Raw genomic sequence first — 26054 nt, forward strand, 5'->3', positions numbered from 1 at the left:
TCATGTCCTCATTGCGGCACGCCGGTGACGGCGGGGCCGGCCATGACCTGGCCGTGCAGGTGGCGCTCCAGGCTGATGCCGTTGGAGACCACGTCGCCCTTGCCGGTCATGCCGGCCTCGAACACCACCGGGCACTTGATCAGCACCTTGGCGCCGTCCAGCGTCAGGGTGCCGCCCTCGTCCAGGCGCACGTAGGCGGAGCCGTCCAGCCGGCGCAATTCCACCGCGTCGGTGGCGAAGGCCGGGACGACCTGGGGCAGCGAGCTGATGCCCATGATCGCCACGGCGTCGGACAGGTCGTGCTGGCGATAGTCCAGCGGCTCCGAGGAGCCGCCCGACTGCCACCAGCCATCGATGCAGCGTTCGTTGAACACCAGCAGGCACTCATCGCCCGGCTTGACCGGGAAGGTCAGCACGAAGCCGCCGCCCCGGGGAAATTGCACCGGCACGTCCGGCAGCAGCGGCAATGCCTGGCGCGATCCATCCATGAGCTGCTGCTCGATCATCGGTTGCACGCTGGCCACCTGGCGCGCAGCGTCGAAGGCGACGATGCGGCCGGGCAACGCGGTGTGCAGGCGCTTGAGGCGGGCGTCGATGGTGGAGCGGTTGGCCTTGTCCATCGACGGGGTCTGCCAGTCGTAGTTACCCATTGCCCTTGCCTCCCTTGCCGGTCTTGGCGGCGTCCTTCTTCTGGAATTCGCCGCCGATCACCGACAGCACGCAGTACCAGTCCTTCTCCATCACGTCGCCCTTGCTGTTGATGGCGACGATCTTGTAGTCGCCGTCGTAGCGCGATTCGATGGATTTGACCCGCACCGTGCCGCCGATCCGGGGGGCGGGGTCGATCAGGCAGGTCAGCTCCAGCCCGCCGCCCTTGATTTCCTTGGGCGCACCGATCAACCCGGTCTCCTGGGACAGGAACACGGCCTGGTCGTCGAGCACGTAGCCGGCGGGAAGCAGGAGCAGGTCGCCATCCTGAATCGACCAGTCGGCGCCCTGCTCCGCCGCCACTTCGCTCAGCACGTCGCGGCTCAGGCCGGAGAGCACCTTGCCCCGGGGCAACGGGCGCTGCCTGGGCAGGACGATCTGTCCGGGCGCCGTGCCGGTCATGCTGGCCACGGCGACCTTCACGTGGTCGTCCGCCGTACTGCCGGCGGCCAGGGTGGTACTCACCCGTGCCTGGCGCATGTCCGTGTCACCGGTGTTGCAGGTGAGGACGATGACGTTGTCCAGCTCCTTGCGCTCCAGCGCCACGGCGGTGATATCACCGGCATAGAGCAGGCGCAGTTCGCTGTAGCCGGCCCACATCCAGACCTTGTGGAAGTCGCTGCCGTAGAGCCATTCGCGGTGCTCGCGGTTGAGGTTCCAGATGCGGATCTCGGCCTTGTTGGGGGTCTCGGCGATGTCCTTGGTGAATTCGAACGCCACCCGCAGGCTGTCGATCACCAGGCCGTTCTCCTCGCTGCCCAGTACCAGGCGGTATTGCCGGCCGAACTGCCTCATGGCTGCACCTCCGACTTCTCGCCGATGTAGAGCAGGCAGCGGCTGCCCATGTCATTCCCGCCCATGGGATCGAGCCCGACGCCACTGAGATCGTCGAGCCAGAGGAAGAACGGGAGGGTGGTGCGCCAGAGCATCGGCACGCCGACCACCAGGGTCAGGCCCTGGGCCAGCCAGGTGTTGTCGGACTCGTCCAGCAGATCGAGGGCCCAATGGTCGCCGATGCTGTTGTAGCGCAGGGTCAGGCGCAGGCGCCGCCCGGCGAAGTCGAAGCTCTGCTCCTGGAGCGGTTCGCTGCTGATGGGGATTCGCTTCATAGCAAGATCCTCTTCATCGCGTGCAAAAAGCTCTCATTGCGCGCATCGGCCTTGGGCGTGGTCTTGCCCTGGGGTTTCTTCGCGGCGCCCTGCTTTTCACTGCGGCCGGAACGCTCGGTACCGGCAGCCGGTGTGACCACGCCGTTGATGACACGGGTTTCCACCACCAGCACCTCACGCAGGGTCAGGTCCAGCTCGATGGCACCGTCGAGTGTCTGTGTGGCCGCAATGGTGCTCAGCAGCATGTTCTTGTACAGGTAGAAGCCGGTCTGCACCTGCAGCAACTCACCGGCCTTCTGCGTGTCCAGCAGGCATTGGTAGATCTGCTGCAGCCGTGACTGGCTGGGCGAGCTGTCGAAGCGCGACAAGGGCTGGGACTCCAGCATCCAGGGTGCCAGGGGCCGGGCCTTGGTGGCATCCGCCAGGGGTTCCAGCCAGCTTTTCAGTTCGCGCTTGGCACGGCTCTCGCCCTGCGGGGTGCGGGGCGAGAGCAGGCCAGGCAGGATGTTGTCGAGAAACCCTTTGCCATTGCGTACCCCCGGCATGCTGTCGATGGCCAGACTGGCCAGCGGGTCGTAGTGCTCGACCACGATGCCCTTGATGACCAGGTTGCGGGGTTGCACGTAGGCGTGGTCGGCGATGTTGGCACCGCTCTCCACCGGGTTCTCGGTGATCTTGAGTTCTGATTTATGTGTTTCGCTTATCACCGCATCGAGCCTCAAGGTTCCGATGCGACGGTTGATCAGCATGACCATTGATTCACCTCACTGCCTAATTTCGCTGCTGTTGTTGTGGGTGGTCAGGCGTTGCTGGTTGCGTGCGACCTGCTCGGCCACCTCGAAGCCGATGGCACGCGAGTCATCTCCGCTCACGTGAACGGTGACGGTCTGGTTGTAGCTGTTGTTGCTCGCCGGGGCCGTCAGCGGCACCGCGCCCACGCCAGCGCCCAGAGCTGCGCGGCTCTGAGCGTCCTGTACACCGGCAACCAGTTGTGGCGCGCCGGTCTTGTCCGAACCGGAGCTGAAGAAGTCGGTGATGCCGGAAAAGAGGCCACCCGACTTCTCGGCCGGCGCCCCCTCCTTCGGCTCCTCTTCCGAGCCACCGAAGCCAACGGCAGAAGCAACCTTCTTGATCGCGCCACCGATCACCTCGAACTGCACCTTCAAACCCTCGATCCAGCCATCGAAGGCCTTCTTCATGCCGGCGAAGTCACCGTTGAACAGGGCGATAACCCCTCTGATGAGGTTGAGCATATTGCTGATGCTGGCCCCGATCACCGTCATCAGGCCTTCGCCGAAGGCAATGACGGTCTCGCCGTTTTCCGCCCAGAACGCGGCGAACTGCGCCTTGAACTCGGTCAGCACCGCGTTGACGGCACGCAAACCCTTGGCGAATGGCGACCAGAACTCGCCGAGGGCCGACTCGCCACCGTCGAGGTAGGTCATGAAGTCATCCACCAGGGCGATCACCACCACCAGGGCGGCGGCGACCCACATGATGGGGTTGGCGGCGAAGGCCAGGATGCTGGCGCGACCGACCCAGCCCAGCGCGGCGCCGAGCAGGGTCAAGGCGGATTCCCAGCCGACGGTGGCCTGCACCACGGCATCCACGCCGCGGGCGAAGTTCACCACCGCGTCGATGCCCTCGCCGACCAGCGTCATGGTCTTCAGCAGGCCATCGGCAATCAGTTCCTTGTTGGCGTCCACCAGCGCCAGGAAGCGATCGGCCAGGTGTGTGAGCTGCGGCGCCACGCCGAGCGCGACCCGGACCCGGACCGCTTCGAGCACCTTGTCGAGACGCTCCAGGCCGCCCTTGTAGCGCTCAGCCACCTGGGCCTGCTCGTCGGTCACCGCGCCCAGTGCATCCGGGCCGGCCTTGAGGCCACTCAGGCTATCCATGGACGAGGACACGAAGTCGAAGAGCTTGGACGCCATGGTGGAAAGACCGCCCGCCAACTTCGATGTGCCGCCCGAAACCTCTTCGACCTTGGCCTGCACCTGGGTGAGGGTGTCGATGTAGGTAATGTTGTTCTGGGTGTTGGTGGTCAGCGCGTTGCTGGTGATCTCCACCTTCTGTTTCAGGTTGGTGACGAAGTTCATCTCTTGCATCAGCGTATTGCTGATGACCAACAGCTCCTGCCTCAGCGAATTGCTGATCTGCTGCAAGCCCAGAGAGAACTCCATGCTGAGTTGTTCGATATCACTTGCCATTGGCCTGCCTCTCATGGGCCTGACGCTGTGCGTCGTCCCACTCCGCTATCGCATCGTGGAAGTCGCACAGGTCGGCCAGGGTGTAGAGCGCGCGCAGCTCATGCAGGGTGCAGAGCTGGCGCATGACAGGAGTGAACAGGAACCAGTCGGTCACTCCGCCTTGGCCTGCCCCGGCAGAATCGCCGACAGGGCGGGTACGGCGGCGGCGAAAAAATCGGCGAACTGGTATTTCACCCCCTCGATCAGCAGCGGCAGCAGGTGGCCGCGATGCTGGTTGAAATGCGCGTCGGCACGGTCGGCCAGGCGGAAGGCCGCACCGTCTGCGGGCTGCACGTTGACCTGCTGGATCACCAGCGCCTCGATTTCCGCCACCACCGGATCGCCCAGGTTGGCGAGGATGGCGCCGATGGCCAGGGACTCACCGCCCTCGCCACGCTTGATCTCGATGCCCTGCAGCAGGCGCGCAGCCTTCTTCAGGGCGTTCCAGGCCGGCATGGCGTTGGCCGGGCGCATGAGGTAGGTGATGCCATCCAGGTTGATGCGATGTTCGGCGTTCATGTTCAGGCGACCCCTTGTTCCAGGCTGACGTTGGCGCGTTCGAAGACGATGACCCACTGGGTGTCGTTGGCTTCACTGCCACGGGTCACTTCGGGACGCGTGGTGAAAAAGCCCTTGGTGGCGCTGATCAGGTCTTCGTTGAGCAGGTCGCGCACCTCCAGGGTCAGGGGGACGAAGGCCTTGAGGTTGCCGTCCTGCAGGGCGCGCAGGCCGTTGAGGTACTTGTTGTCCGCCGAATGCTGCTTGAGCTTCAGGGTCAGGGTCGCGGAGCGGTCGTTGTTGGCGACGAACACGCCGCTGCCGTTGCTGCCCATCTTCAGGGTGCCGGCGGCGTTGTTGAAGGCCAGCTTGAGGGCGTCGGCGCCGGTGGCCCAGTCGCGGATCTCGTAGCCGTTGATCAGGACGGACAGTTGGTTCTGGTCATAGATAGCCATGGAAAATCTCCGGAAAAGAAAAGGCCCCGTCGAAGGGGCCGAAAAATGGGTTGGCGAAGCGATCAGCGATCGAAGTTGACCAGCACGTCCACCGAGTGCACGGCGCCGGCCATCTTCAGGGCCACCTGGATCGGCGGCGCCTTGCGCTGCTCGCGGTCGGAGGTGGACAGGTTGTCGACGCTGTCGGCCCAGACGTAGAAGCCTTCGTCGAGGCGCTCGCCGCTGACGAGGTTGCCGAAGGGGTCGCCGTTCCATACGCCGGGGGCGAAGGCGCCGTTGTTCACGCCTTCGCGGCAGACCTTGCGCACGGATGCCAGCAGGCGGGCCACGCCCGCGTCGGTCAGCGGCACCTTGCCCGGGGAGCGGTACAGGGTGGCGAAGACCTCCTTCTGCACGGCGTCGACGTACCAGTCGAGGATGTGCACTTCATCGAAGAAGCGACCGCCGATGACGGTGCCTTCGGCGACCATCGCCGACTCGTCGAAGTAGGTGTAGAAGTTCAGGCCCAGCTTGCGGCACTTGTCGGCCTCGGTGAGGGTCAGGTTGTCGGCGCTGATGCCGGGCAGCTGCTTGAACTTCATGGTCAGGGTGGAGTTGTTGGCGGCGAAGTTCACCGACAGCGCACGGGCCAGCCAGCTGTTCACCGCATAGGGGTCGTTCTTGTCGAAGACCGCTACGGTGCGATGGCTCTGGCGATCCACCAGGCGCTTGAAGGGGTTGCTGGCGACGTTCTCTAGGTGGCTCGGGTTCTGTGTGGTGACGCCGAAGACCTTCTTGTCGGCGGCCAGTACCCAGGCGGAGGCCTGCTCGATCTCGTCGTCGGTCAGGGACGCGGCGACGGTGGCGGCGTACCAGCCGGCGTTGGCGTCGAGCAGCGCGGCGAAGGCCTGCGGCAGGGACTGCGCGGCGAGCACCAGGGCATCGGCACCGGCGATCTTCTGCGCCATGCCGTTCTCCAGGCGCAGCAGGCCGCCGAGGTAGGTGCCGGTGGCGCCGAGGTCCTGGGCGAAGCCGATGGCCTTGGCGGCGCCGGCGACATCGGCGTCGAGGATGAAGCGGTTGGCGACGGCGTCGTAACGGCAGCTGACGGCCTGGGCGGTCAGCTTGGCGTCGATCAGCGCGGCGATGGCGGCGAAGTCGGCGGCGGCGCTGAAGTTCAGGCCGGTGACGTCCTGGCGCACACCGTCGACGGTGATGGACAGCTGGCCGGCGCTCACCGCCTTCAGCTGGTCGAGGGTGGCCAGCAGCGGGGTGCCGTTGATGGCGGCCTTGACCGCCGGCACGTTGCGGGTCGACTTCAGCCAGCGCGCCACCAGCAGTTGCTTGGGTCGCGGGCTCTGGGCGAAGAAGGCGCGGGCGGCGATGGCGGTCTGCGAGGAGCTGCCGAAGGCGGCCTCCACTTCGGCCTGGCCGGCGCAGCTGATGTACAGGGTCGACGCGTCGATGAAGACGTTGCCGGCCTCGGGGGTGAACAGGGCCAGTTGGCCGAAGTCGCGGCGCGGGGTGGATACCGGCTGCACGTTGAGTTGTACGTTTACGATCTGCGAAAGCGGAAGGGACATATCAGGTCTCCGTTGGATTCACTGTAAGGGTGGCGGTGAGGCCCGTATCGGTGTGGGCGGTCACCACCGAGGAAGCGATGTGTTTCTGTTCCAGGGTCACGCGGTGGTCGTGGCCGAGGACGAGGTCGAGGCGCGCCTGTTCCCGGGCGACGCCCGCCTCGACGCTGGAAAGGTTTTCGATCGGCGCCAGGCGCAGCAGCGCGACACCGAGGCGCCGCAAGCGGTCCTGGGCGAGGCTCGACTGCAGCACCGAGCGGGCGTCGTGGATCAGGTCGAGGGCGCCGGTACCGAAGCCGACGAGGCCGAAGGTGGTCTCGCAGTTGGTGACGACGGTTTCCCGTTCGTTGTTGCCGTTGAACTCGCGGCGGGACTTGCCCTGTTCCGCCGACTGCGTTTCACGCAGGCTGGCGTAGAGGCCGGACGGCGGTGCAGCTGCCTGGTCCGCCGCGATCAGCGCGCCGACCGGCAGTTCGAGCAGGCCGCGCAAGGCCTCGCGCAGGGCGGCGACATCCAGCCGCGTGGCGGTGATGGTCATTGAGTCCTCCTGGTGGATGGTCGCGACCCGGCGAGCGACGCGCAGGGAGGCGCGCCGCTGCCTCTCGGGTCGCGGTGGATAGGTTGGAAACTGAGGGCGATCAGCCCAGGTGCAGGATCCGCGCGAGATTGCCGCGGGCCCGGAGCACCAGGAACAGCAGGATCAGCAGGACGCCGAGCATCCAGGGCGAGAGGTGCTCGCCCTGGTAGCGCCCGATGGCGATGGTCAGCGCCTGGCAGCCCGTGCAGAGCGCCAACAGGTAGGCGCAGAGTGAAACGCCGGGGCGGAAGCGTGAGCCACGCCGCCGGTAGGTCAGCAGTCGCAAGCAGATCGCCGCGCAGACCACGAGGGTGCCGGTGGCCAATGGATCATCCATCCTTGCCTCCCGCTCCGCGCCGCAGGATCGTCCGCAACCAGGACGGCAGCTGACCGCCGCGCATCCATTCCAGCAGGCCGACGCCCGCCGTCACGCAGAGCGTCGCGGCGACGAAGGCGACCGCCCCGCTGGTCTGCGAAATACCGCGACTGACCGCCTCGACGGCGGTGTAGTAACCGCCGACCCAGGACACCAGCAGGTAGCCCACACGGGTAAGCGGTTGATAGTCACGGGCGAACACTACGAAGAAGATCGCGCCGCCGAAGCCGCCGATCAGTGCATTGCCATCGACACCGGGCACGATCATCGCGACACCGGCGCCAGCCACCCCGCCTGCCATGGCGACCGCAATACTTGGCTCGGTCATGGGAGACTCCTTTCTTGAAGGCCGTGCGGTTTTCGCCAGGCCCAGAAACGCCGAAGCCCGCGATGTGCGGGCTTCAGTTGGTTTGATTTCGATCTTGGAGCTATCTTACCTTTAGCGTCCCATATCGTCAATATGGGAAAAGCCATTTTTTAAAAGAAAATTTTCCTCATCAATGTGCAACCACGATCCCCGCGCTGGACATGGGTGCTTCTAGGCGCGCCACGGCATCACGCAGCTTGCCGGCGACCTTGGTGCGCCAGTCCTGGTCCCAGCGATGCAGGGTGCTCTTGGACAGGCCGGTGAGCCGCTCGATCTCGCGAATGCTGTGCGGCGGGCGGCGGAACATGCGCATCAACAGTGCGAGGGCAGCACGCTGTTCGGCCGAGTCCGCCTGCGGGCGAAGCCAGTCACGCAGGGCGGCGATCGCCACCACGAAATCGCGGCCATGCGCGTACTCGGCCTGCACCACCGCCAGTTCCAGCGGGTGTTCGGCCAGCAGGCGCTGGGCGAAGCGGATGGTCATCACCGACTGCGCCTGCCACTCGTGCGGGCTCAAGCCGCTGGGCAGCTTGCTGACGAAGCTAGTATCGAAACGTTCGCGCAGCACGTCGATGGCCATCGCCGTCGACGAACGCGGGCCGGCCTTGTGCTCAGCCATCCAGTAAGCAACCGCCAGCGCCTGTTCTGTAGTCTGGAACATTGTATTTTCCCTTCCCATGGGCCGACCCCTGGCCGGCTGAACGATGAAAGCCGCCCCGCTCCGCCGCTTGCCCGAGTCGCAATGGGACTCGATGCGGCGCTGCGGGACAGCCGAATCCTGGCGCCAATTATATAGGAGTATCTATATTAATGCACTTGCATTGACATAGGCCCGCCCTTATTCTGCGCCCATGGAACTCAAAGACCGCATCAAGGCCGCCCGCAAGCACGCCAACCTGAGCCAGGTACAGCTCGCTAGCGCAGCCGGCATGACACAGACCTCTATATCCGACCTGGAACGCGGCAAATCGCGCGCGACCAGCTTCGCCACCCAGATCGCCACCATCTGCGGCGTCAGCCCACGCTGGCTCGCGGAAGGCCGTGGAGAGATGCTGGAGGGCCGGATGAATCGACAACCTGGCAATGCGGACTGGTTCGGCGGCGTGGAGTCCTGGGACGACGACACGCCACTGGATGCCGACGAGATCGAGCTGCCCTTCTACAAGGAGGTGGAGCTGTCCGGCGGCAAGGGCAGCACGGTCGTGTTGCAGACCACCGGCCGCAAGCTGCGCTTCGGCAAATACTCGCTGCGCAAGAAGAACATCGATGCCGCCAGCGCGGCTTGCGTGACGGTAAACGGCAACAGCATGGAGCCCGTCCTGCCCGACGGCAGCACCGTGGGCGTCGACACCAGCGCACGCACCATCAAGGATGGCGACATGTACGCCTTCGACCATGACGGCCAGCTGCGCGTGAAGCTGCTCTACCGCCTCCCGGGGGGCGGCCTGCGCGTGCGCAGCTTCAACAGCGACGAGCACCCCGACGAACGCTACGAGGCCAGCGAAGCCAACGAGCACATCAACATCATCGGCCGGGTGTTCTGGTACTCCGTGCTGCTCTGAGCCCCCCCTCCCTCTTACGCAAAGCCCGGCGAATGCCGGGCTTTTTTCATTACCGGGCCCTGCCCCATCAGCCCACGCAGCAACGTGCCCCAGAGAGCCCTGGAGGCCAAGAGGAGGGAGGGTTTGTAGCTTTCGGCTTTCGGCTTTCGGCTTTCAGCTTTCGGCTTTCAGCTTTCAGCTTTCAGCTTTCAGCTTTCAGCTTTCAGCTTTCAGCTTTCAGCTTTCAGCTTGCAGCTTGCAGCTTGCAGCTTGCAGCTTGCAGCTGCCAGATCATCCGACCCGACCGCAGATCATGGCCAGCCTTTTTCAGACACAAAGAAAAAGGGCCTGCATTGCTGCAGGCCCTTCTCTTGTATGGCGCACTCAGGAGGATTCGAACCTCCGACCGCCCGGTTCGTAGCCGGGTACTCTATCCAGCTGAGCTATGAGTGCGTTTCGGTGGTTTTAGACCAGGTCACCACTGGTTTACTGCCCGATGCGCCGACCTTGATCGTCGCATCCTGTATGGCGCACTCAGGAGGATTCGAACCTCCGACCGCCCGGTTCGTAGCCGGGTACTCTATCCAGCTGAGCTATGAGTGCGTGTAGGGCGCGCATTATAGAGAATCTCAAACCTTCGTCAACTGCTTTTTCGATAATTTTCAACAACTTACCGAACTAACCGCTGACATCTCTATAACGCTGAATAATGGCGGAGAAGGGGGGATTCGAACCCCCGACACCCTTTTGAGGTGTACTCCCTTAGCAGGGGAGCGCCTTCGGCCACTCGGCCACCTCTCCGCAACACGGGGCGCATGATATCCATGTTTTCCCCGTTTGCAAAGCAAAAAATGCAGAAAAATTAGTGGCTTGGTTCCTGGTCTTTCTCTTTCTGTATGCGCTGGTAAATCTCTTCACGGTGCACGGCTACCTCCTTCGGGGCGTTGACGCCAATGCGCACCTGATTACCTTTCACGCCTAACACGGTGACAGTGACGTCGTCACCCACCATCAGGGTCTCTCCGACCCGGCGAGTCAGAATCAGCATTCCTTTCTCCTCACGGATTTAATGTTCAGGGACAAAACAGTCTGCAAAAAAGAAATGGTATCGACCCCATGCGTTATCAAGGGGCCTCCACCCAAGTATTGACCAGCACTGGCAAAAGGAAAGTTCCAACAGTACTGACCAAAAACGACAAAAGGCGCGGGGTGAGCCGCGCCTTTCGTTATATGCCTCACTCGCCCTGTCGGGCGGGTGCGTCGAGCTCGAAGGCGGTATGGAGGGCGCGCACGGCCAGCTCGAGGTACTTCTCCTCGATCACCACGGACACCTTGATCTCGGAAGTCGAGATCATCTGGATATTGATGGTTTCCTTGGCCAGGGCTTCGAACATGCGGCTGGCGACGCCTGCGTGGGAGCGCATGCCGACACCGACGATGGAGACCTTGGCGATCTTGGTGTCGCCGCTGACTTCACGGGCGCCGATCTCGCGAGCGGTCTGCTCCAGCACCTGCAGCGCGTTCTGGTAGTCGTTGCGGTGCACGGTGAAGGTGAAATCGGTGGTGTTATCGTGCGCGACGTTCTGCACGATCATGTCCACTTCGATATTGGCGGCGCTGATCGGCCCGAGGATCTTGAAGGCAACGCCGGGAGTATCCGGTACGCCACGGATGGTCAGCTTGGCTTCGTCGCGATTGAAGGCGATGCCGGAGATGATCGGCTGTTCCATGGATTCCTCTTCATCAAGGGTAATGAGGGTGCCCGGACCCTCCTGGAAGCTGTGCAGCACGCGCAGCGGGACGTTGTACTTGCCGGCGAACTCCACCGAACGGATCTGCAGCACCTTGGAACCGAGGCTGGCCATTTCCAGCATCTCCTCGAAGGTGATCTTGTCCAAGCGCTTGGCCTGGGGCACGACGCGCGGATCGGTGGTGTAGACGCCATCTACATCGGTATAGATCTGGCACTCATCGGCCTTCAGCGCCGCCGCCAGGGCCACGCCGGTGGTGTCGGAGCCGCCACGGCCGAGGGTGGTGATGTTGCCGTGCTCGTCCACGCCCTGGAAGCCGGCGACCACGACCACGCGACCCGCCTTGAGGTCGCTGCGGATCTTCTGGTCGTCGATCTGCAGGATGCGGGCCTTGTTGTGCGCGCTGTCGGTGAGGATGCGCACCTGGTTGCCGGTATAGGAAACCGCCGGCACACCGCGCTTGATCAGCGCCATGGCCAGCAGGGCAATGGTCACCTGCTCGCCGGTGGAAACCATCACGTCCAGTTCGCGCGGCACCGGCTTATCGCTGATCTGCTTGGCCAGGTCGATGAGACGGTTGGTCTCGCCGCTCATGGCGGAAACCACCACCACGATGTCGTCGCCGCCTTCGCGGAATTTCTTGACCTTCTCGGCCACCTGCTCGATGCGCTCGACGGTGCCGACCGAGGTCCCCCCAAACTTCTGTACGATCAAAGCCATTTCAAAAGCCGCCTAATCCCGTGAAGGGCGCCCATTAAACAATCAACGCAGAACACTGCCAAGGCCCGCCGGGCGTGGGGCGGGCCGTTGGCGGCGGGGTCTTACAAACCCTGCTCGACGAACGGTACGGCCAGGGCCAGGGCCTGCTCCAGGGCCGCGGCGTCGGTACCGCCGCCACGGGCCATGTCAGGACGACCACCACCCTTGCCGCCGACCGCAGCCGCGGCCTGCTTCATCAGATCGCCGGCCTTGAGTTGGCCGGTCAGGTCCTGGGTGACACCGGCGACCAGTGTCACCTTGCCCTCCAGCGCGCCGCCGAGCAGGATCACCGCGCGGCCGAGCTTGTTCTTCAACTGGTCGACCAGCGCCAGCAGCGCGTCGCCGTCCAGGTCCAGGCGTGCAGCCAGGACCTTCACACCCTTGACGTCGACGGCCGAAGCCGCGAGGTCGTTGCCGGCAGCGCTGGCCGCCTTGGCCTTGAGCTGGTCCAGCTCCTTCTCCAGCTGGCGGTTGCGCTCCAGCAGGGCGGAGAGCTTGTCCAGCAGGTTGTCGCGGCTGCCCTTGACCAGGCCGGCCGCTTCCTTGAGCTGCTCCTCGGCGCCGTTCAGGTAGGCCAGCGCTGCCGCACCGGTCACCGCCTCGATGCGACGCACGCCGGCGGCCACGCCGCCTTCGCTGGTGATCTTGAACAGGCCGATGTCGCCGGTGCGGGACACGTGGGTACCGCCGCACAGCTCGACGGAGAAGCCGTCGCCCATGCTCAGCACGCGCACCTGGTCACCGTACTTCTCGCCGAACAGCGCCATGGCGCCCTTGGCCTTGGCGGTCTCGATATCGGTTTCCTCGGTATCGACCGCGCTGTTCTTGCGGATCTCGGCGTTGACGATGTCTTCCAGCGCCTTCAGTTGCTCGGGCTTGATCGCCTCGAAATGGCTGAAGTCGAAACGCAGGCGCTGGCTGTCCACCAGGGAGCCCTTCTGTTGTACGTGCTCGCCCAGCACCTGGCGCAGCGCAGCGTGCAGCAGGTGGGTGGCCGAGTGGTTGAGCGCGGTGGCCTGGCGCACTTCACCTGCCACTTCGGCCTTGACCGAAGCACCGATGCTCAGGCTGCCCTGGGCGACCACGCCGTGATGCAGGAAGGCACCGCCAGCCTTGGTGGTGTCGCGCACGTCGAAGCGCACGCCGGCGCCTTCGAGGTAGCCGGAGTCACCGATCTGGCCACCGGATTCGGCATAGAACGGGGTCTGGTCGAGGACGACGACGCCCTCCTCGCCTTCCTGCAGGCTGTCGACCGCCTGGCCGTTCTTGAACAGCGCAACGATCTGGCCGCTGGCGCTGGTGCCCTGATAGCCGAGGAAGCGGGTATCGCCGTCAACCCTGACCAGGCTGTTGTAGTCCATGCCGAAGTTGGAGTTCTGCTGCCCCTGTTCCTTCTCCTTCTGCATCAGACGATTGAATTCTTCCTCGTCAATCGTCAGCCCGCGCTCGCGAGCGATGTCCGCAGTGAGGTCCGAAGGGAAGCCATAAGTCCCGTACAGTTTGAACACCACTCCGCCGGGTACGACGTCGCCGGTCAGTTGAGCCAGGTCCTGCTCGAGGATCTTCAGGCCATTCTCCAGGGTCTTGGCGAACTGCTCTTCCTCGGTCTTGAGCACGCGCTCGATGTGTTCCTGTTGCTGCTTGAGCTCGGGGAAGGCGTCGCCCATCTCGCCAACCAGCGCGGCGACGATCTGGTGGAAGAAGGTACCCTTCGCGCCCAGCTTGTTACCGTGGCGGCAGGCGCGGCGGATGATGCGGCGCAGCACGTAGCCACGGCCTTCGTTGGACGGCAGTACGCCGTCGGCGATCAGGAAGGAGCAGGAACGGATGTGGTCGGCGACCACCTTCAGCGAAGCCTGGCCTTCGTTGGCGCAACCGATGGCCTTGGCCGCAGCGTTCAACAGGCTCTGGAACAGGTCGATCTCGTAGTTCGAGTTCACGTGCTGCAGCACGGCGCTGACGCGCTCCAGGCCCATGCCGGTGTCCACGCTCGGTGCCGGCAGCGGGTGCATCACGCCGTCCGCAGTGCGGTTGAACTGCATGAAGACGTTGTTCCAGATCTCGATGTAGCGGTCGCCGTCCTCTTCCGGGGAACCGGGCGGGCCGCCCCAGATGTCCGGGCCGTGATCGTAGAAGATCTCGGTGCAGGGACCGCAGGGGCCGGTGTCGCCCATCGCCCAGAAATTGTCGGAGGCGTACGGCGCGCCCTTGTTGTCGCCGATGCGGACCATGCGCTCGGCGGGGACGCCGACTTCCTGGGTCCAGATGTCGTAGGCCTCGTCGTCGCTGGCGTAGACCGTGACCCAGAGCTTCTCCTTGGGCAGGTTCAGCCACTTGTCCGAGGTCAAAAATTCCCAGGCGTAGGTGATGGCGTCACGCTTGAAATAGTCGCCGAAGCTGAAGTTGCCCAGCATCTCGAAGAATGTGTGGTGGCGCGCGGTGTAGCCGACATTGTCCAGGTCGTTGTGCTTGCCGCCGGCGCGTACGCACTTCTGGCTGGTGGTGGCACGGGTGTAGGCGCGCTTTTCCAGGCCGAGGAAGCAGTCCTTGAACTGGTTCATGCCGGCGTTGGTGAACAGCAGGGTCGGGTCGTTGCCCGGGATCAGGGAGCTGGAGGCCACACGGGTGTGCCCCTTCTCTTCGAAGAAGCTCAGGAAGGCTTCACGGATTTGAGCGCTTTTCATAGGTTCTTCCACGGAAACTGCGGCCACGAATCGCCGGCAAAGGGCCGCATTATATAGGCCCTGTGCCGGCGGGATAGTGCCTTTATGCGATAGAAAGCGACTATCGAACGCTATCGGGTAATCAGCTGCGACGAAACTCGGCGAACGCCTCGATAACCCGCTCGATGCCGGCGGCGTCGACGTCCAGGTGGGTGACCATGCGCAGGCGCGGCGCCGCACTGAGGACGATGCCCCGCTCGGCCATGAACGCCTTGAGCGCCGGCGCCTGCGAGCCCAGATCAACATAGACCATGTTGCTCTGCACCGGCTCCACGCCGTAGCCCAGTTCGGCCAACCCGGCGCCCAGGCGCGCGGCGTTGGCATGGTCGTCCGCCAGGCGCTGCACCTGGTGATCCAGGGCGTAGAGGCCGGCTGCGGCCAGCAACCCGGCCTGGCGCATGCCGCCACCGACCATCTTGCGCAGGCGCCGGGCCTTGGCGATCAGTGCCGCGCTGCCACAGAGCACCGAGCCGATCGGGGCGCCCAGGCCCTTGGACAGGCACACCGAAACCGAATCGAAGTGACGGGTGATCTCGCGGGCATCCACGCCCTGCTTCACCGCCGCGTTGTACAGGCGGGCGCCGTCCAGGTGCAGCGCCAGGCCGCGACGGCGGGTCATCTCGCGGGCCGCCGCCAGGTATTCCAGGGGCAGGACCTTGCCCTGCATGGTGTTCTCCAGCGCCAGCAGGCGGGTGCGGGCGAAGTGGAAATCGTCCTGCTTGATCGCCGCCTCGACTTTCGCCAGGTCGAGGGAGCCATCCGCTTCACCATCGATGGGCTGCGGCTGGATCGACCCGAGCACCGCCGCACCACCGCCCTCGTACTTATAGGTGTGGGCCTGCTGGCCGACGATGTATTCGTCGCCGCGTTCGCAATGGGCCATCAGCCCCAGCAGGTTGCTCATGGTGCCGGTGGGCACGAAGAGCGCGGCCTCGAAGCCCAGGCGCTCGGCGAGCGTGGCCTCCAGGCGGTTGACGGTGGGGTCTTCGCCATAGACGTCATCACCCAGCGGCGCCGCCTGCATGGCATCGCGCATGCCGGGCGTGGGTTGGGTGACGGTATCGCTGCGCAGGTCTATGACGGCCATCTCGGGGCTCCTTGGCTGGGTAAGGGAACGACCCTAAAGGAGCGCGGCGAGGCGAGCAAGTAGGCAAATGTCGAAGCTCGGAAAGAGCCGGCGAAGCGGTAGCCCGGGTGTCAGCACGGGAGGGAAGCAGGCGCCCGTCAGTCGACCTCGGCGGGAACGATGAGGATGCCGGCGCGCAGGCCGTTCTTCACCTTCGGATTGGGGAAGATGATGCGCGCGCCCTCCTCCTCGATCACCCAGCGGGTGCCGGCGATGTCGTCAGCCAGCAGGTAGCCGACCGGCAGCTCGCTGAAGTTCTCGATGTCCGTCGGCAGGTGCAGCTGGAAGGCATCGCTGTGCTTGATCACCTCGCGGGACACGGCGAACAGCTGCAATGGGCCGAGGTCCTCGCCCTCGCCTTCCGGTTCCGCGCCCTCCACCAGCAGGCGCAGACGTGCCTCCAGCAGGTCGAGGTTGACCTGGCCGTTCTGGCCGAACGGGCGCGCCTTACCCAGCTCCAGGGTGAACGCCTCGGCGTCCAGGCTGGCATAGGTGTAGGAGCTGAAGGTGATGCCGGTCTTGTTCTGCAGCAGCACCGCCTCGATGCCGGCGGCACCCAGGCGCGCCAGCTCGCGACGGGAATGCTCGCGCCCTTCCTTGTAAGGGTAGAGGGCGAACTGCTCGATCTTCGAGCCCCGGATGGCGGTGTGCAGGTCGTAATGCAGGCGGGTACGGCCCGGCTTGATGAAGAACGCCGCGGCCAGGCGCTCCAGCTCGTTGGCGCGCATGGCCTCGAAACCGCTGGTCTGCTCGTGGCGGCCATTGAACAGGCGGTTGATGTCCTGCTCGACATAGCGTTCGCCGCGACGCATGGCCTCGGGGTTGCCGAGCAGGAAGAGAATGCGCGAGCGGGGCTTGAGCTCGCCCCGGGCGACACCCTGCAACAGGCGGTCGAGCAGCTCGATCGGCGCCGTCTCGTTGCCATGGATGCCGGCGGAGAGCAGCAGGTCCATGCCATTGTCGGCATGGACGGGCGGGGTGACTTCAAGCGCCCCCTCGCCCAGCCAGTGCAGGCGGGCGCCCTCGGCGGTCAGTTGAATTTTCTCGGTCGGCTCGCGGCCGGCCAGGGTCAGTTCAAGCAGTTTGCCAAGGGCCAACATCCGCGCGTCCTCAATGATCGTGGTTGCAGTCCGGGCCATGCACATGCCCGTCCTCGTCGTCATCACCGGCATCGGCCGGCTCCATCTCCAGCTGCAGGCTGACCAGGTTGGTCGCCAGCGGGCGCAGCAGCAGGTTGGCGTACTCGGTATCGCCTTCCTCGACATCGACACCGATCAGCAGCTGGCCGTTGCCGGCGGTCTGGATCCAGACCTCCTTGCCCTGCCACATCACCGCGAAGCGGGTGCAGGAGGTTTCGAGCTGGGTACCGTCGGTGTCTTCGAGGATGAGTTGCAGGGCGTCGGACATTTAATAAAGCTCCAAGTCGTAAGCGACAAGCGGCAAGTGTAGGCGGCGGCTTCTACTTGAAGCTTGTCGCTTGGCGCTTGCCGCTCAATTCAGTTGAAACGGATAAACGGCGCCCAGTTTAAGGATCTGCGTCAGCTCATCCAATGCCGTGCGGCATTCGGTGAGCAATTGTGGATCAGCCAGGTCGGTTTCGCTCAGGCGGTCGCGGTAGTGCTTCTCCACCCAGGCGGTCAGGGTGTCGTAGAGCGAGGGGGTGAGGATGACGCCCTGGTTGACCGCTGCCAGTTCGTTGTCCTTGAGCGCCACGCGCAGGCGCAGGCATGCCGGGCCGCCGCCGTTCTGCATGCTCTGCTTGAGGTCGAAGACCTTCACCTCGCGGACCGGGCCGTCCTCGGCGGTGAGGGTCTGCAGGTAGTTCCACACCCGTGCGTTGTTGCGGCACTCCTCCGGGACGATCAGCAGCATGCTGCCATCGGCGCGGCTGAGCAGCTGGCTGTTGAACAGGTAGGAACGCACGGCGTCCTCCACCGTCACCGCCGCACGCGGTACGCACACGGCCTGGAAGCGGCCACCGACGCGGCCCAGCTTGTCGTGCAACTCGGCCAGCACCTTGTCGGTGTCGAGGAAGGCGTCCTCGTGGTGGAACAGCACCTCGCCATTGCCCACCGCGATCACGTCATTGTGAAACACACCCTGGTCGATCACCGCCGGGTTCTGCTGGGCGTAGACCACACCGGCCTCGCTCAGCCCGTGCAGGCGCGCGACGGCCTGGCTGGCCTCCAGGGTCTGCCGCGCCGGGTAGCGCGAGGGTGCCGGGAAGCGGCTGTCGAAGGCGCTGCGGCCGAACACGAAGAACTCCACGCCGGCCTCGCCATAGCCCTTGCAGAAACGGGTGTGGTTGGCCGCGCCTTCGTCACCGAACTGCGCCACCGCCGGCAGCGCGGCGTGGTGGGCGAAGTGGCGCTCGTCGGCGAACATCGCCCCCAGCACGCGGCTGGTGGTGGGGTGCTCGATGCTGCGGTGGAACTTGCAATTGAGGTTGGCAGCGGTGAAGTGCACGCGGCCGTCCGAAGTGTCGGCGCTGGGGCTGACGGTGCAGGCGTTGGCGGTCCACATGCTCGATGCCGAGCTGCAGGCGGCCAGCAGCGGCATGGCGTCACGGGCGGCCTTCTCGATCACCTGGGCGTCGGTCCCGGCGAAGCCGAGGCTGCGCAGCGCGGCGACGTTGGGGCGCTCCTGCGGGGCGAGCACGCCCTGCTTGAAGCCCATCTCCATCAGCGCCTTCATCTTCGCCAGGCCCTGCAGGGCGGCTTCCTTCGGGCTGGAGACGGCCTGGCTGTTGCTCTGCGACGCCACGTTGCCGTAGGACAGGCCACCGTAGTTGTGGGTCGGGCCGACTAGACCGTCGAAGTTCACTTCATGGGCGCTCATAGGCTGACTCCAGGCGTCAGGGTTGCAGGCAGGGCAAGGGTTTCGCTTTCCAGCGAGGCGACCGGGTAGGCGCAGTAGTCAGCGGCGTAGTAGGCGCTGGCGCGGTGGTTGCCCGACGCGCCGATGCCCCCGAAGGGTGCGCTGCTCGCGGCCCCGGTCAGTTGTTTGTTCCAGTTGACGATGCCGGCGCGGCTCTCGATGAAGAAGCGCTGGTACAGCTCGCGGGAGTCCGAGAGCAGGCCGGCGGCCAGGCCGTACTGGGTGGCGTTGGCCTCGGCCACGGCAGCGTCGAAATCGGCGTAGCGGATCACCTGCAGCAGCGGGCCGAAGAACTCTTCGTCAGGGCGCTCGGCCACGGCGGTGACGTCGAGGATGCCGGGGGTCAGCAGCGCGGCGGTCTCCAGCGGCTGGGACATGGCCAGCAGCGCCGTGGCGCCCTGGGCGATCAGGTGCTCCTGGGCCTTGAGCAGGTGGCGCGCGGCGTCCAGGGAGATCACCGAGCCCATGAAGGGTGCCGGCTGGGCGTCGAAGGCGCCGACCTGGATGCTCGCCGCCACCGCCACCAGGCGCGCCAGCAGCGCGTCGCCCCAGGCGCCGACCGGCACCAGCAGGCGGCGGGCACAGGTGCAGCGCTGGCCGGCGGAGATGAAGGCGGACTGGATGATGGTGTAGACGGCCGCGTCGACATCGGCCACCTCGTCCACCACCAGCGGGTTGTTGCCACCCATCTCCAGCGCCAGGATCTTGTCCGGGCGGCCGGCGAACTGCTGGTGCAGCAGGTTGCCGGTGCGGCTGGAGCCGGTGAAGAACAGGCCGTCGATGCCGGCGCTCGCGGCCAGGGCGATGCCGGTCTCGCGGGCACCCTGCACCAGGTTGAGCACGCCGGCAGGCAGGCCCGCCTCGATCCAGCACTGGACCGTCAGCTCGGCCACCTTGGGGGTCAGCTCGCTGGGCTTGAACACCACGGCATTGCCGGCCAGCAGCGCGGGCACGATGTGGCCGTTGGGCAGGTGGCCGGGGAAGTTGTAGGGGCCGAACACGGCGACCACGCCGTGGGGCTTGTGGCGCAGCACGGCCGTGGCGTCGGCCAGCGGGCCGCTCTTCTCGCCGGTGCGCTCGCGGTAGCTCTGGATGGAGATGGCGACCTTGTTGACCATGGTGGTCACCTCGGTGGCCGACTCCCACAAGGGCTTGCCGGTCTCCTCGCCGATGCAGCGGGCCAGCTCGTCGGCGCGGGTCTTGAGGGTGGCGGCGAAGCGCTCGAGAACGGCGATGCGCGCATCCAGGCTCAGTCGGGCCCAGGCCGGGAAGGCGGCACGGGCGGCGGCCACGGCGGCTTCGACCTGCTCGGCGCTGGCGCCCTGGCCGCTCCATACGGATTCCTGGGTGACCGGGTTCAGCGAGTCGAAGGCCTCGCCCTGCCCGGGCTGCCAGGCGCCTGCGATGTAATGGGTGCTCATTTGACGGACTCCTTGGCCGACAGCGGCACGGCGCGGACCGAAGCGCCAGCCGAGAGTTTCAGGCGCTTGGCGGTATCGGCATCGACCACCAGGGTGCCGGCGGCCAGGCGGGCCGGGGCGGCGGTGATGCGGCAATCCTCGCGCTTGCGGTTGTGGATCAGGTACGGCGTGGCATCGTCGCCCGGCGTGCCCACGGCCAGCACCAGCGCCTGGCTGTCCTGCACGGCGCGGATCTTCGCGGTCTGGCACTCGATGGCCGGGCCGGCGTCGAAGATGTCGACGTAGCCCTGGAAGCTGAAGCCCTCGCCCTTGAGCATGGCCAGCGCCGGCTCGGTGTCGGCGTGCACGCGGCCGATGACATCGCGCGCCGCCTCGGAGAGGAAGCAGGTGTAGAGCGGGAACTTGGGCATCAGCTCGGCGATGAAGGCCTTGTTGCCGACGCCGGTGAGGTAGTCCGCGCGGGAGAATTCCATCTTGAAGAAATGCCGGCCCAGGCTCTCCCAGAACGGCGAGACACCGTGCTCGTCGGACATGCCGCGCATTTCGGCGATCACCTTGTCGCCGAACAGCTCGGGGAACTCGGCGATGAACAGGAAGCGTGCCTTGGACAGCAGGCGGCCGTTGAGGCCGGTGCGGTAGCCGGCGTGCAGGAACAGCGAGCACAGCTCGGAGTTGCCGGTCAGGTCGTTGGCCAGGAACAGGGTGGGGATCTGCCGGTGGATGTTCAGCTCCTGCGAGGCGCTGACGGTGAGCCCGACGCGGTAGTTGTACCAGGGCTCGCGCAGGCCGACGGCGCCGGCCACGGCGGAGATGCCCACCACCTTGCCGTCGTCGTCCTCGAGTACGAACAGGTAGTCCGCATCGCCCCGCTCGGCTTGGCCGGTGAAGGCCTTCTCCGCCCAGCCCACGCGATGCGCCAGGCGCTCCTCGTTGGCCGGGAGGGTGGTGAGGCCGGCACCGGTGCTGCGCGCCAGGTCGATCAGGGCAGGCAGGTCGGCGCTGCGTACGGGACGAACGATCATAGAGACTCCGTTAGAGCTGCAAGCTTCAAGCGGCAAGCTGCAAGTCGGGCGGCAGGGGCCCCCGCTTGGCGCTTCGGTTTAAATCGCTACCAGGCGCACGCTGGCGCCTTCACCCACACCGAGGGCTTCGGCAATCTCCAGGCTGAGTTCCACCGGCTTGCCGGGCACCCAGTCGAGGTCGGCCACCAGGGCACGGAAGTCCTGCAGCAGGCCGTTGCTCACCAGGTACTGGCGGCCCCCCTTCTGCTGCTCGCCGATGCGCACCGGCACGACGCGGCTCTGGGCGATGGAGCGGATGCCGGAGGTGCGTGCGTGCAGGGTCGGGCCGCCATCGAAGATGTCGATGTAGTTGTCGGTCTCGAAGCCTTCGCGCATCAGGATGTCGAAGGTGATCTGCGCGCGCGGGTGCACCTGGCCCATGGATTCCTGGGCCTCGTCCGGCAGCAGCGGCACGTAGATGGGGTAGTTGGGCATCAGCTCGGCGAGGAAGGTGCGGCTCTTCAGGCCCGACAGGCGCTCCGCCTCGACGTAGTTCAGGTCGAAGAAGTTGCGGCCCACGGCGTTCCAGAACGGCGACTCGCCCTCGTCGTCGCTGTAGCCGACGATCTCCACCACCACCGCATCGGCGAAGCGCTCCGGGTGGCTGGCCATGAACATCAGGCGCGCCCGGGAGTTGAGCTCGGCGCTGGCGGTGCCCACCAGCTCGCGCTGCACGTAGAAGCTGGTCAGCAGGCTGTTGCCGGTGAGGTCGTGGCACAGCGAGAGGACGTGGATCTTGTTGTGGATCTTCAGCTCGCGCGAGGCGTGGACGAAGGTCTCGTTGCGGAAGCTGTAGAAGGGCTCGGAGAAGCCCGCCGAGGCGACGATGGCCGAGCAGCCGACCAGGCGGCCGGTCTCGGTGTCTTCGAGGACGAAGAAATAGCTCTCCTCGCCGTTGAAGCTGACTTCGGCGGCGAACGAGGCTTCCGAGGCGGCGATCTTCTCGCCGAGGCGCTCGGCGTCGTCCGGCAGCGAAGTGACACCAACGGGGCTGTCCGCAGCCAGGCGCTGAACATCGGCAAGGTCGGCCATTTGCGCGGGGCGCATCACCAGCATGGTGTCACTCCTTCAATAAAGGCTCCGGACAACCCATGCACGGTCGGCCGGAGAAAACGGCGGCCAATGGCCGCCGATCACGCATGAAAAACGTTCATCCCTGGAATCGGAACCGCGGCACAGCCCTGTGCCGCGTATCGCCCTGGCCTCAGGCCTGGGTCAGCTTGGCCACGGCGCGCTCGAAGCGATCCAGGCCCTCGTCGATGTCGGCATCCGGGATCACCAGGCTGGGCGCGAAACGCACCACGTCCGGGCCGGCCTGCAGCACCATCACCGCTTCCTTCTCGGCGGCGTTGAGCACGTCCTTGGCCTTGCCCTTCCAGGCATCGGACAGGGCCGCACCGATCAACAGGCCGAGGCCACGCACTTCGGTGAAGATGCCGTACTTCCGGCCGATCGCCTCGAGACGGGTCTTGAAGCGGTCGTGCTTGGCGTTGATGCCGCTGAGCACTTCCGGGGTGTTGATCACGTCGAGCACGGCCTCGGCCACGGCACTGGCCAGCGGGTTGCCGCCGTAGGTGGTGCCGTGGGTGCCCACCACCAGGTGCTTGGCGATCTCGGTGGTGGTCAGCATGGCGCCGATGGGGAAGCCGCCGCCCAGGCTCTTGGCGCTGGAGAGGATGTCCGGGGTGACGCCGTAGTTCTGGTAGGCGAACAGCTTGCCGCTGCGGCCCATGCCGCTCTGCACTTCGTCGAACACCAGCAGCGCGCTGTGCTCGTCGCAGAGCTTGCGCGCGCCTTCCAGGTAGGCCTGGGTGGCCGGCAGCACGCCGCCTTCGCCCTGCACGGGCTCGAGCACCACGGCGCAGGTCTTGTCGGAGATGGCGGCCTTCAGCGCGTCCAGGTCATTGAAGGGCACATGGGTGATGCCCTCCACCTTGGGGCCGAAGCCGTCGGAATACTTGGGCTGGCCACCGACGGTCACGGTGAACAGGGTGCGGCCGTGGAAGCTGTTGGTGGCCGAGATGATCTCGTGCTTCTGCGGGCCATAGACGTCATGGGCGTAGCGACGGGCCAGCTTGAACGCGGCCTCGTTGGCCTCGGCGCCGGAGTTGGCGAGGAACACGCGCTCGGCGAAGGTGGCGGCCACCAGCTTCTTGGCCAGGCGCAGGGCCGGCTCGTTGGTGAAGACGTTGGAGACGTGCCAGATCTTGTTGGCCTGGTCGGTCAGCGCCTTGACCAGCGCCGGGTGAGCATGGCCGAGGGAGTTCACGGCGATACCGCCGGCGAAATCGATCAGTTCGCGGCCACTCTGGTCCCAGACTCGCGAACCCTCGCCACGGACGGGAATGAAGGCGGCGGGTGCGTAGTTGGGAACCATCACCTGATCGAAATCGGCGCGCTCGACCTGCGCATGCTCAACGGACATCAGTTTCTCCTGCCATGGACGGCTAGTGATGAAAGGATTGTAGGGACAGATTCGGGGTTGGCATTGCCGCCAAGCGACAACTTCTTACAGCGCCAACCCGCGAAAATCCGAGGCTTTCGGAAATGCGACAGAAAGCTTCGGGAAGGCGCAGTTTAAACGCGGATCGCCACGGGACGCACGAGGCGCAGCGCATCGGTCAGCGGATGACCGGCGGGGCTTGGAGGGCGACGCGAATGGCGATCGGCAACTGCCGGAACCGGACGGTTCCGGCTCACTCGCAAGGGCTGCTTGCGCAGACCCGTGGCGCGGAGCCCGAGCGGGCTCCGCGACGGGGACCTTCCGGCCGCTAGAGCGCCATCCGGTACTCGATCACGCCCGGCCGCTCGGCGATCCAGTCATACAGCCGCTGGGCGGTCGTGTTGGTTTCCTGGGTGTGCCAGTACAGCCTGTCGCACTGCTTTTCCCGGGCCTGCCCCTGCACGTACTCGATGAGCGCCTTGCCGATCTTCTGGCCACGCACGCTGGGCGATACGTAGAGATCCTCCAGGTAGCAGAAGTCGTTCAACGCCCAGGTCGAGCGGTGGAAGACGAAATGGACGAAGCCATGGATGCGCTCACCGTCCGTGGCGACGGCGCAATGGACCGGCTCGTCGCCATCGAAGAACCGCGCCCAGGTCGCCCGGGTGGTCTCCGCGCCCAGGTCCACGGCATAGAACGCCTGGTACTTGTCCCAGTACCCGGCCCATTTCTCGAAGTCCTCCGCCACCACGGGGCGTACCGATATGAGTTGCTGCACAGCTGTCATGGAAATGCTCCTGTCTTGATCCGGCGGGCCTCTCCCCCGGAACCGCAGGTCAACCACCGGAGCCGGCGCCCTCTGCGCCGGCCCTGCCAGGCTTGACCAGGACGGTTTTATAGCGCCCCATTGGCCGGATTATCCCCACCAATGAATGCATCAAGAGCAGACCAATTGTTCAAGAACGCCCTGCTGGAATCGGTCAAGGCCCGCCTGGCCCATCCGGAACTCAGCCCCCTGCCCCTGCACGCGCGGATCCAGCGCACCCTCCGCCAACTGATACTGGACGGCGCCCTGGCGTCGGGCACGCCGCTGCCCGCCTCACGCCAGCTGGCCAGCTCCCTCGGCGTTTCCCGCGACACCATCGAGGCCGCCTACGGCCAGCTGCATGCCGAAGGCTTCATCGAGCGCCGCGTCGGCAGCGGCAGCTTCGTCGCCGAGGCCACCCGGCTGTCACCCGGCAGGCCTGCCCGCCGTACGCGCAAGGCGTCGGAGGATGGGGCCGGCCTGAGCCAGCGCGGCCAGGCCATGGCGCGCCAGGGCGGCGTGCGCGAACACCTCGCCCCCCGTCCGTTCGCCCACGGCGTGCCCGAGACGCGCACATTCCCCCTGCAGACATGGGAGCGCCTGCAACGCCAGGCGCTCAAGGAATACGGCTCGAAGGCCCTGCTGCATGGCGATCCGCAGGGGCAGGAAGCCTTGCGTCGTGCCATTGCCGACTACGTCAACCTGGAGCGCGGCGCCCGCACCACGGCGGACCAGGTGCTGGTGCTCACCAGCTCGCAGCAGGCGCTGGGGCTGTGCGCCAACGTGCTGCTGGATGCGGGCGAGCGGATCTTCGTCGAAGACCCGGTGTACTACGGCGCGCGCAAGGCCTTCGAGGCGGCGGGTCTGGTTTGCCAAGCCATCCCCGTCGACGCGGACGGCCTGCAGGTCGACCGGCTCCTGACCCACTCGCACCCCGCTAGGGCGGTGTACCTGACGCCCTCCCACCAGTTTCCGTCCGGCGCGACCCTGTCCCTGGAGCGACGGCTGGCACTGATCGAATGGGCCAAGCGGGAACGGGCCTGGATCATCGAGGACGACTACGACAGCGAGTTCCACTACGCGGGCCGGCCCACCGCCTGCGTCCAGGGCCTGGACGCGCACGAGCGGACGCTTTACATCGGCACCTTCACCAAGTCGTTGTTCCCGGGGCTGCGCATCGGCTACCTGGTGCTGCCGCCGGCCCTGGTGGAACCCATGACCACCGCCCGCTCCCTGCAGGACGGCCATACCGCCTCCATCGCCCAGCTGACACTGGCGCGCTTCATCAGCGGCGGGCACTTCGGCGCCTACGTCCGCGGCATGCGCACCCTCTATGCTGAGCGCCTGGCCCTCCTCGCGGAGCTGCTGGAAAAGAGACTGAGCGCGGTGATCGAACCCCGCGTTCCGGCCGGAGGGCTGCAAATGCCCTGCCTGCTCACCGGGGACCTGCCCGAAGCCACCGCCGTCGCCGCTGCGCGCCACGCGGGCATCGACCTGCTGGGGCTGAGCGGGCTCTATGTCGAACGCCCGGCGCAGCCGGGCTTCCTCATGGGCTTCGCGGCCTACACCCCGGAAGAACTCAAGCGCGCGGTCACCACGCTGGAACGCTGCCTGCTCCCCCGCCGCCGCACCTGAGTTCTCGTAGGTTG

General features: G+C 65.8%; 27 protein-coding genes and 3 tRNA genes. 2 read left to right on the plus strand and 28 right to left on the minus strand.

Annotated features, from left to right (window positions below; genetic code table 11):
• Positions 1–8 precede the first annotated feature (8 nt).
• The 13 genes from WFQ67_RS03185 to WFQ67_RS03245 form a co-directional block, all read right to left on the minus strand.
• Positions 9–650 carry a Gp138 family membrane-puncturing spike protein gene (locus WFQ67_RS03185; RefSeq protein WP_173172340.1) on the minus strand — a complete coding sequence of 214 codons (642 nt, stop codon included), beginning with the start codon at positions 648–650 and terminating at the stop codon, positions 9–11.
• Complete coding sequence (locus WFQ67_RS03190) at positions 643–1503, minus strand: phage protein (protein WP_213625661.1); 861 nt, start codon at positions 1501–1503, stop codon at positions 643–645. The genes WFQ67_RS03185 and WFQ67_RS03190 overlap by 8 nt, the downstream gene beginning before the upstream one ends.
• The gene (locus WFQ67_RS03195) at positions 1500–1817 is read right to left on the minus strand and encodes a phage baseplate plug family protein (protein ID WP_173172336.1); all 318 of its coding nucleotides are present in this window, start codon (positions 1815–1817) and stop codon (positions 1500–1502) included. The genes WFQ67_RS03190 and WFQ67_RS03195 overlap by 4 nt, the downstream gene beginning before the upstream one ends.
• On the minus strand, positions 1814–2566 hold the full coding sequence (locus WFQ67_RS03200; protein ID WP_213625662.1) for a phage baseplate protein: 753 nt from the start codon (positions 2564–2566) through the stop codon (positions 1814–1816). Before WFQ67_RS03200 ends, WFQ67_RS03195 begins: the two co-directional genes overlap by 4 nt.
• A 15-nt stretch (positions 2567–2581) precedes the next feature.
• Entirely contained in the window at positions 2582–4000 is a 1419-nt protein-coding gene (locus WFQ67_RS03205; protein ID WP_213625663.1) for a hypothetical protein, read from the minus strand.
• Positions 4001–4016: 16 nt separating this feature from the next.
• Positions 4017–4181 carry a hypothetical protein gene (locus WFQ67_RS03210; RefSeq protein ID WP_173171722.1) on the minus strand — a complete coding sequence of 55 codons (165 nt, stop codon included), beginning with the start codon at positions 4179–4181 and terminating at the stop codon, positions 4017–4019.
• Positions 4178–4585 (minus strand): phage tail assembly chaperone, encoded by a 408-nt coding sequence (locus tag WFQ67_RS03215; RefSeq protein ID WP_337056159.1) that lies wholly within the window; start codon positions 4583–4585, stop codon positions 4178–4180. Before WFQ67_RS03215 ends, WFQ67_RS03210 begins: the two co-directional genes overlap by 4 nt.
• A 2-nt stretch (positions 4586–4587) precedes the next feature.
• On the minus strand, positions 4588–5019 hold the full coding sequence (locus WFQ67_RS03220) for a phage structural protein (RefSeq protein ID WP_213625664.1): 432 nt from the start codon (positions 5017–5019) through the stop codon (positions 4588–4590).
• A 62-nt stretch (positions 5020–5081) separates the two neighbouring features.
• The gene (locus tag WFQ67_RS03225) at positions 5082–6581 is read right to left on the minus strand and encodes a DUF3383 domain-containing protein (RefSeq protein ID WP_337056160.1); all 1500 of its coding nucleotides are present in this window, start codon (positions 6579–6581) and stop codon (positions 5082–5084) included.
• Position 6582: 1 nt separating this feature from the next.
• Entirely contained in the window at positions 6583–7116 is a 534-nt protein-coding gene (locus tag WFQ67_RS03230; RefSeq protein WP_337056161.1) for a phage neck terminator protein, read from the minus strand.
• A 100-nt stretch (positions 7117–7216) separates the two neighbouring features.
• Entirely contained in the window at positions 7217–7492 is a 276-nt protein-coding gene (locus WFQ67_RS03235; RefSeq protein ID WP_213625667.1) for a phage holin family protein, read from the minus strand.
• On the minus strand, positions 7485–7859 hold the full coding sequence (locus WFQ67_RS03240) for a putative holin (RefSeq protein WP_111261889.1): 375 nt from the start codon (positions 7857–7859) through the stop codon (positions 7485–7487). The genes WFQ67_RS03235 and WFQ67_RS03240 overlap by 8 nt, the downstream gene beginning before the upstream one ends.
• Positions 7860–8028: 169 nt before the next feature.
• Positions 8029–8559, minus strand: a complete 531-nt coding sequence (locus WFQ67_RS03245) for a hypothetical protein (protein ID WP_337056162.1) — start codon at positions 8557–8559, stop codon at positions 8029–8031.
• A 190-nt stretch (positions 8560–8749) separates the two neighbouring features.
• On the opposite strand from WFQ67_RS03245, the gene WFQ67_RS03250 reads away from it, so the two are divergent.
• Positions 8750–9460 carry an XRE family transcriptional regulator gene (locus tag WFQ67_RS03250; protein ID WP_271103539.1) on the plus strand — a complete coding sequence of 237 codons (711 nt, stop codon included), beginning with the start codon at positions 8750–8752 and terminating at the stop codon, positions 9458–9460.
• Between the two features lie 355 nt (positions 9461–9815).
• Here WFQ67_RS03250 and WFQ67_RS03255 read toward each other — a convergent pair.
• The 15 genes from WFQ67_RS03255 to WFQ67_RS03325 all read right to left on the minus strand — a co-directional run bounded on the left by WFQ67_RS03255 (position 9816) and on the right by WFQ67_RS03325 (position 24387).
• Positions 9816–9892: transfer RNA gene (locus WFQ67_RS03255), tRNA-Arg, on the minus strand.
• Between the two features lie 73 nt (positions 9893–9965).
• Positions 9966–10042 (minus strand) — tRNA-Arg (locus WFQ67_RS03260).
• A gap of 107 nt (positions 10043–10149) precedes the next feature.
• Positions 10150–10240: transfer RNA gene (locus WFQ67_RS03265), tRNA-Ser, on the minus strand.
• 61 nt (positions 10241–10301) lie between these two features.
• Positions 10302–10487, minus strand: coding sequence for a carbon storage regulator CsrA (gene csrA / locus WFQ67_RS03270; protein WP_003283978.1), 186 nt, complete (start codon positions 10485–10487; stop codon positions 10302–10304).
• Between the two features lie 187 nt (positions 10488–10674).
• Entirely contained in the window at positions 10675–11910 is a 1236-nt protein-coding gene (locus WFQ67_RS03275; protein WP_111261886.1) for an aspartate kinase, read from the minus strand.
• Positions 11911–12011: 101 nt separating this feature from the next.
• Positions 12012–14633: an alanine--tRNA ligase gene (gene alaS / locus WFQ67_RS03280; RefSeq protein ID WP_337056163.1), complete on the minus strand. Its 2622-nt coding sequence runs from the start codon at positions 14631–14633 to the stop codon at positions 12012–12014.
• A 121-nt stretch (positions 14634–14754) separates the two neighbouring features.
• Positions 14755–15759 carry a low-specificity L-threonine aldolase gene (gene ltaE / locus WFQ67_RS03285; RefSeq protein WP_337056164.1) on the minus strand — a complete coding sequence of 335 codons (1005 nt, stop codon included), beginning with the start codon at positions 15757–15759 and terminating at the stop codon, positions 14755–14757.
• 137 nt (positions 15760–15896) lie between these two features.
• Positions 15897–16898 (minus strand): succinylglutamate desuccinylase, encoded by a 1002-nt coding sequence (astE, locus tag WFQ67_RS03290; RefSeq protein ID WP_213625671.1) that lies wholly within the window; start codon positions 16896–16898, stop codon positions 15897–15899.
• Positions 16899–16908: 10 nt separating this feature from the next.
• Positions 16909–17205, minus strand: coding sequence for a hypothetical protein (locus WFQ67_RS03295; protein ID WP_021218473.1), 297 nt, complete (start codon positions 17203–17205; stop codon positions 16909–16911).
• An 84-nt stretch (positions 17206–17289) separates the two neighbouring features.
• The gene (astB, locus tag WFQ67_RS03300; protein ID WP_337056165.1) at positions 17290–18636 is read right to left on the minus strand and encodes an N-succinylarginine dihydrolase; all 1347 of its coding nucleotides are present in this window, start codon (positions 18634–18636) and stop codon (positions 17290–17292) included.
• Positions 18633–20096: a succinylglutamate-semialdehyde dehydrogenase gene (astD, locus tag WFQ67_RS03305; RefSeq protein ID WP_337056166.1), complete on the minus strand. Its 1464-nt coding sequence runs from the start codon at positions 20094–20096 to the stop codon at positions 18633–18635. Before astD ends, astB begins: the two co-directional genes overlap by 4 nt.
• On the minus strand, positions 20093–21118 hold the full coding sequence (gene astA / locus WFQ67_RS03310) for an arginine N-succinyltransferase (protein ID WP_111261880.1): 1026 nt from the start codon (positions 21116–21118) through the stop codon (positions 20093–20095). The genes astD and astA overlap by 4 nt, the downstream gene beginning before the upstream one ends.
• A 78-nt stretch (positions 21119–21196) precedes the next feature.
• Positions 21197–22213, minus strand: coding sequence for an arginine/ornithine succinyltransferase subunit alpha (gene aruF / locus WFQ67_RS03315; RefSeq protein WP_337056167.1), 1017 nt, complete (start codon positions 22211–22213; stop codon positions 21197–21199).
• 148 nt (positions 22214–22361) lie between these two features.
• Complete coding sequence (locus WFQ67_RS03320; RefSeq protein ID WP_337056168.1) at positions 22362–23582, minus strand: aspartate aminotransferase family protein; 1221 nt, start codon at positions 23580–23582, stop codon at positions 22362–22364.
• A 346-nt stretch (positions 23583–23928) separates the two neighbouring features.
• Positions 23929–24387 (minus strand): GNAT family N-acetyltransferase, encoded by a 459-nt coding sequence (locus WFQ67_RS03325; protein WP_213625676.1) that lies wholly within the window; start codon positions 24385–24387, stop codon positions 23929–23931.
• Between the two features lie 165 nt (positions 24388–24552).
• On the opposite strand from WFQ67_RS03325, the gene pdxR reads away from it, so the two are divergent.
• The gene (pdxR, locus tag WFQ67_RS03330; RefSeq protein WP_337056169.1) at positions 24553–26040 is read left to right on the plus strand and encodes a MocR-like pyridoxine biosynthesis transcription factor PdxR; all 1488 of its coding nucleotides are present in this window, start codon (positions 24553–24555) and stop codon (positions 26038–26040) included.
• Positions 26041–26054: the final 14 nt, after the last annotated feature.

This window comes from Pseudomonas sp. USHLN015 (assembly GCF_037153275.1).
In the GTDB taxonomy this organism is placed as follows: domain Bacteria; phylum Pseudomonadota; class Gammaproteobacteria; order Pseudomonadales; family Pseudomonadaceae; genus Metapseudomonas; species Metapseudomonas tohonis.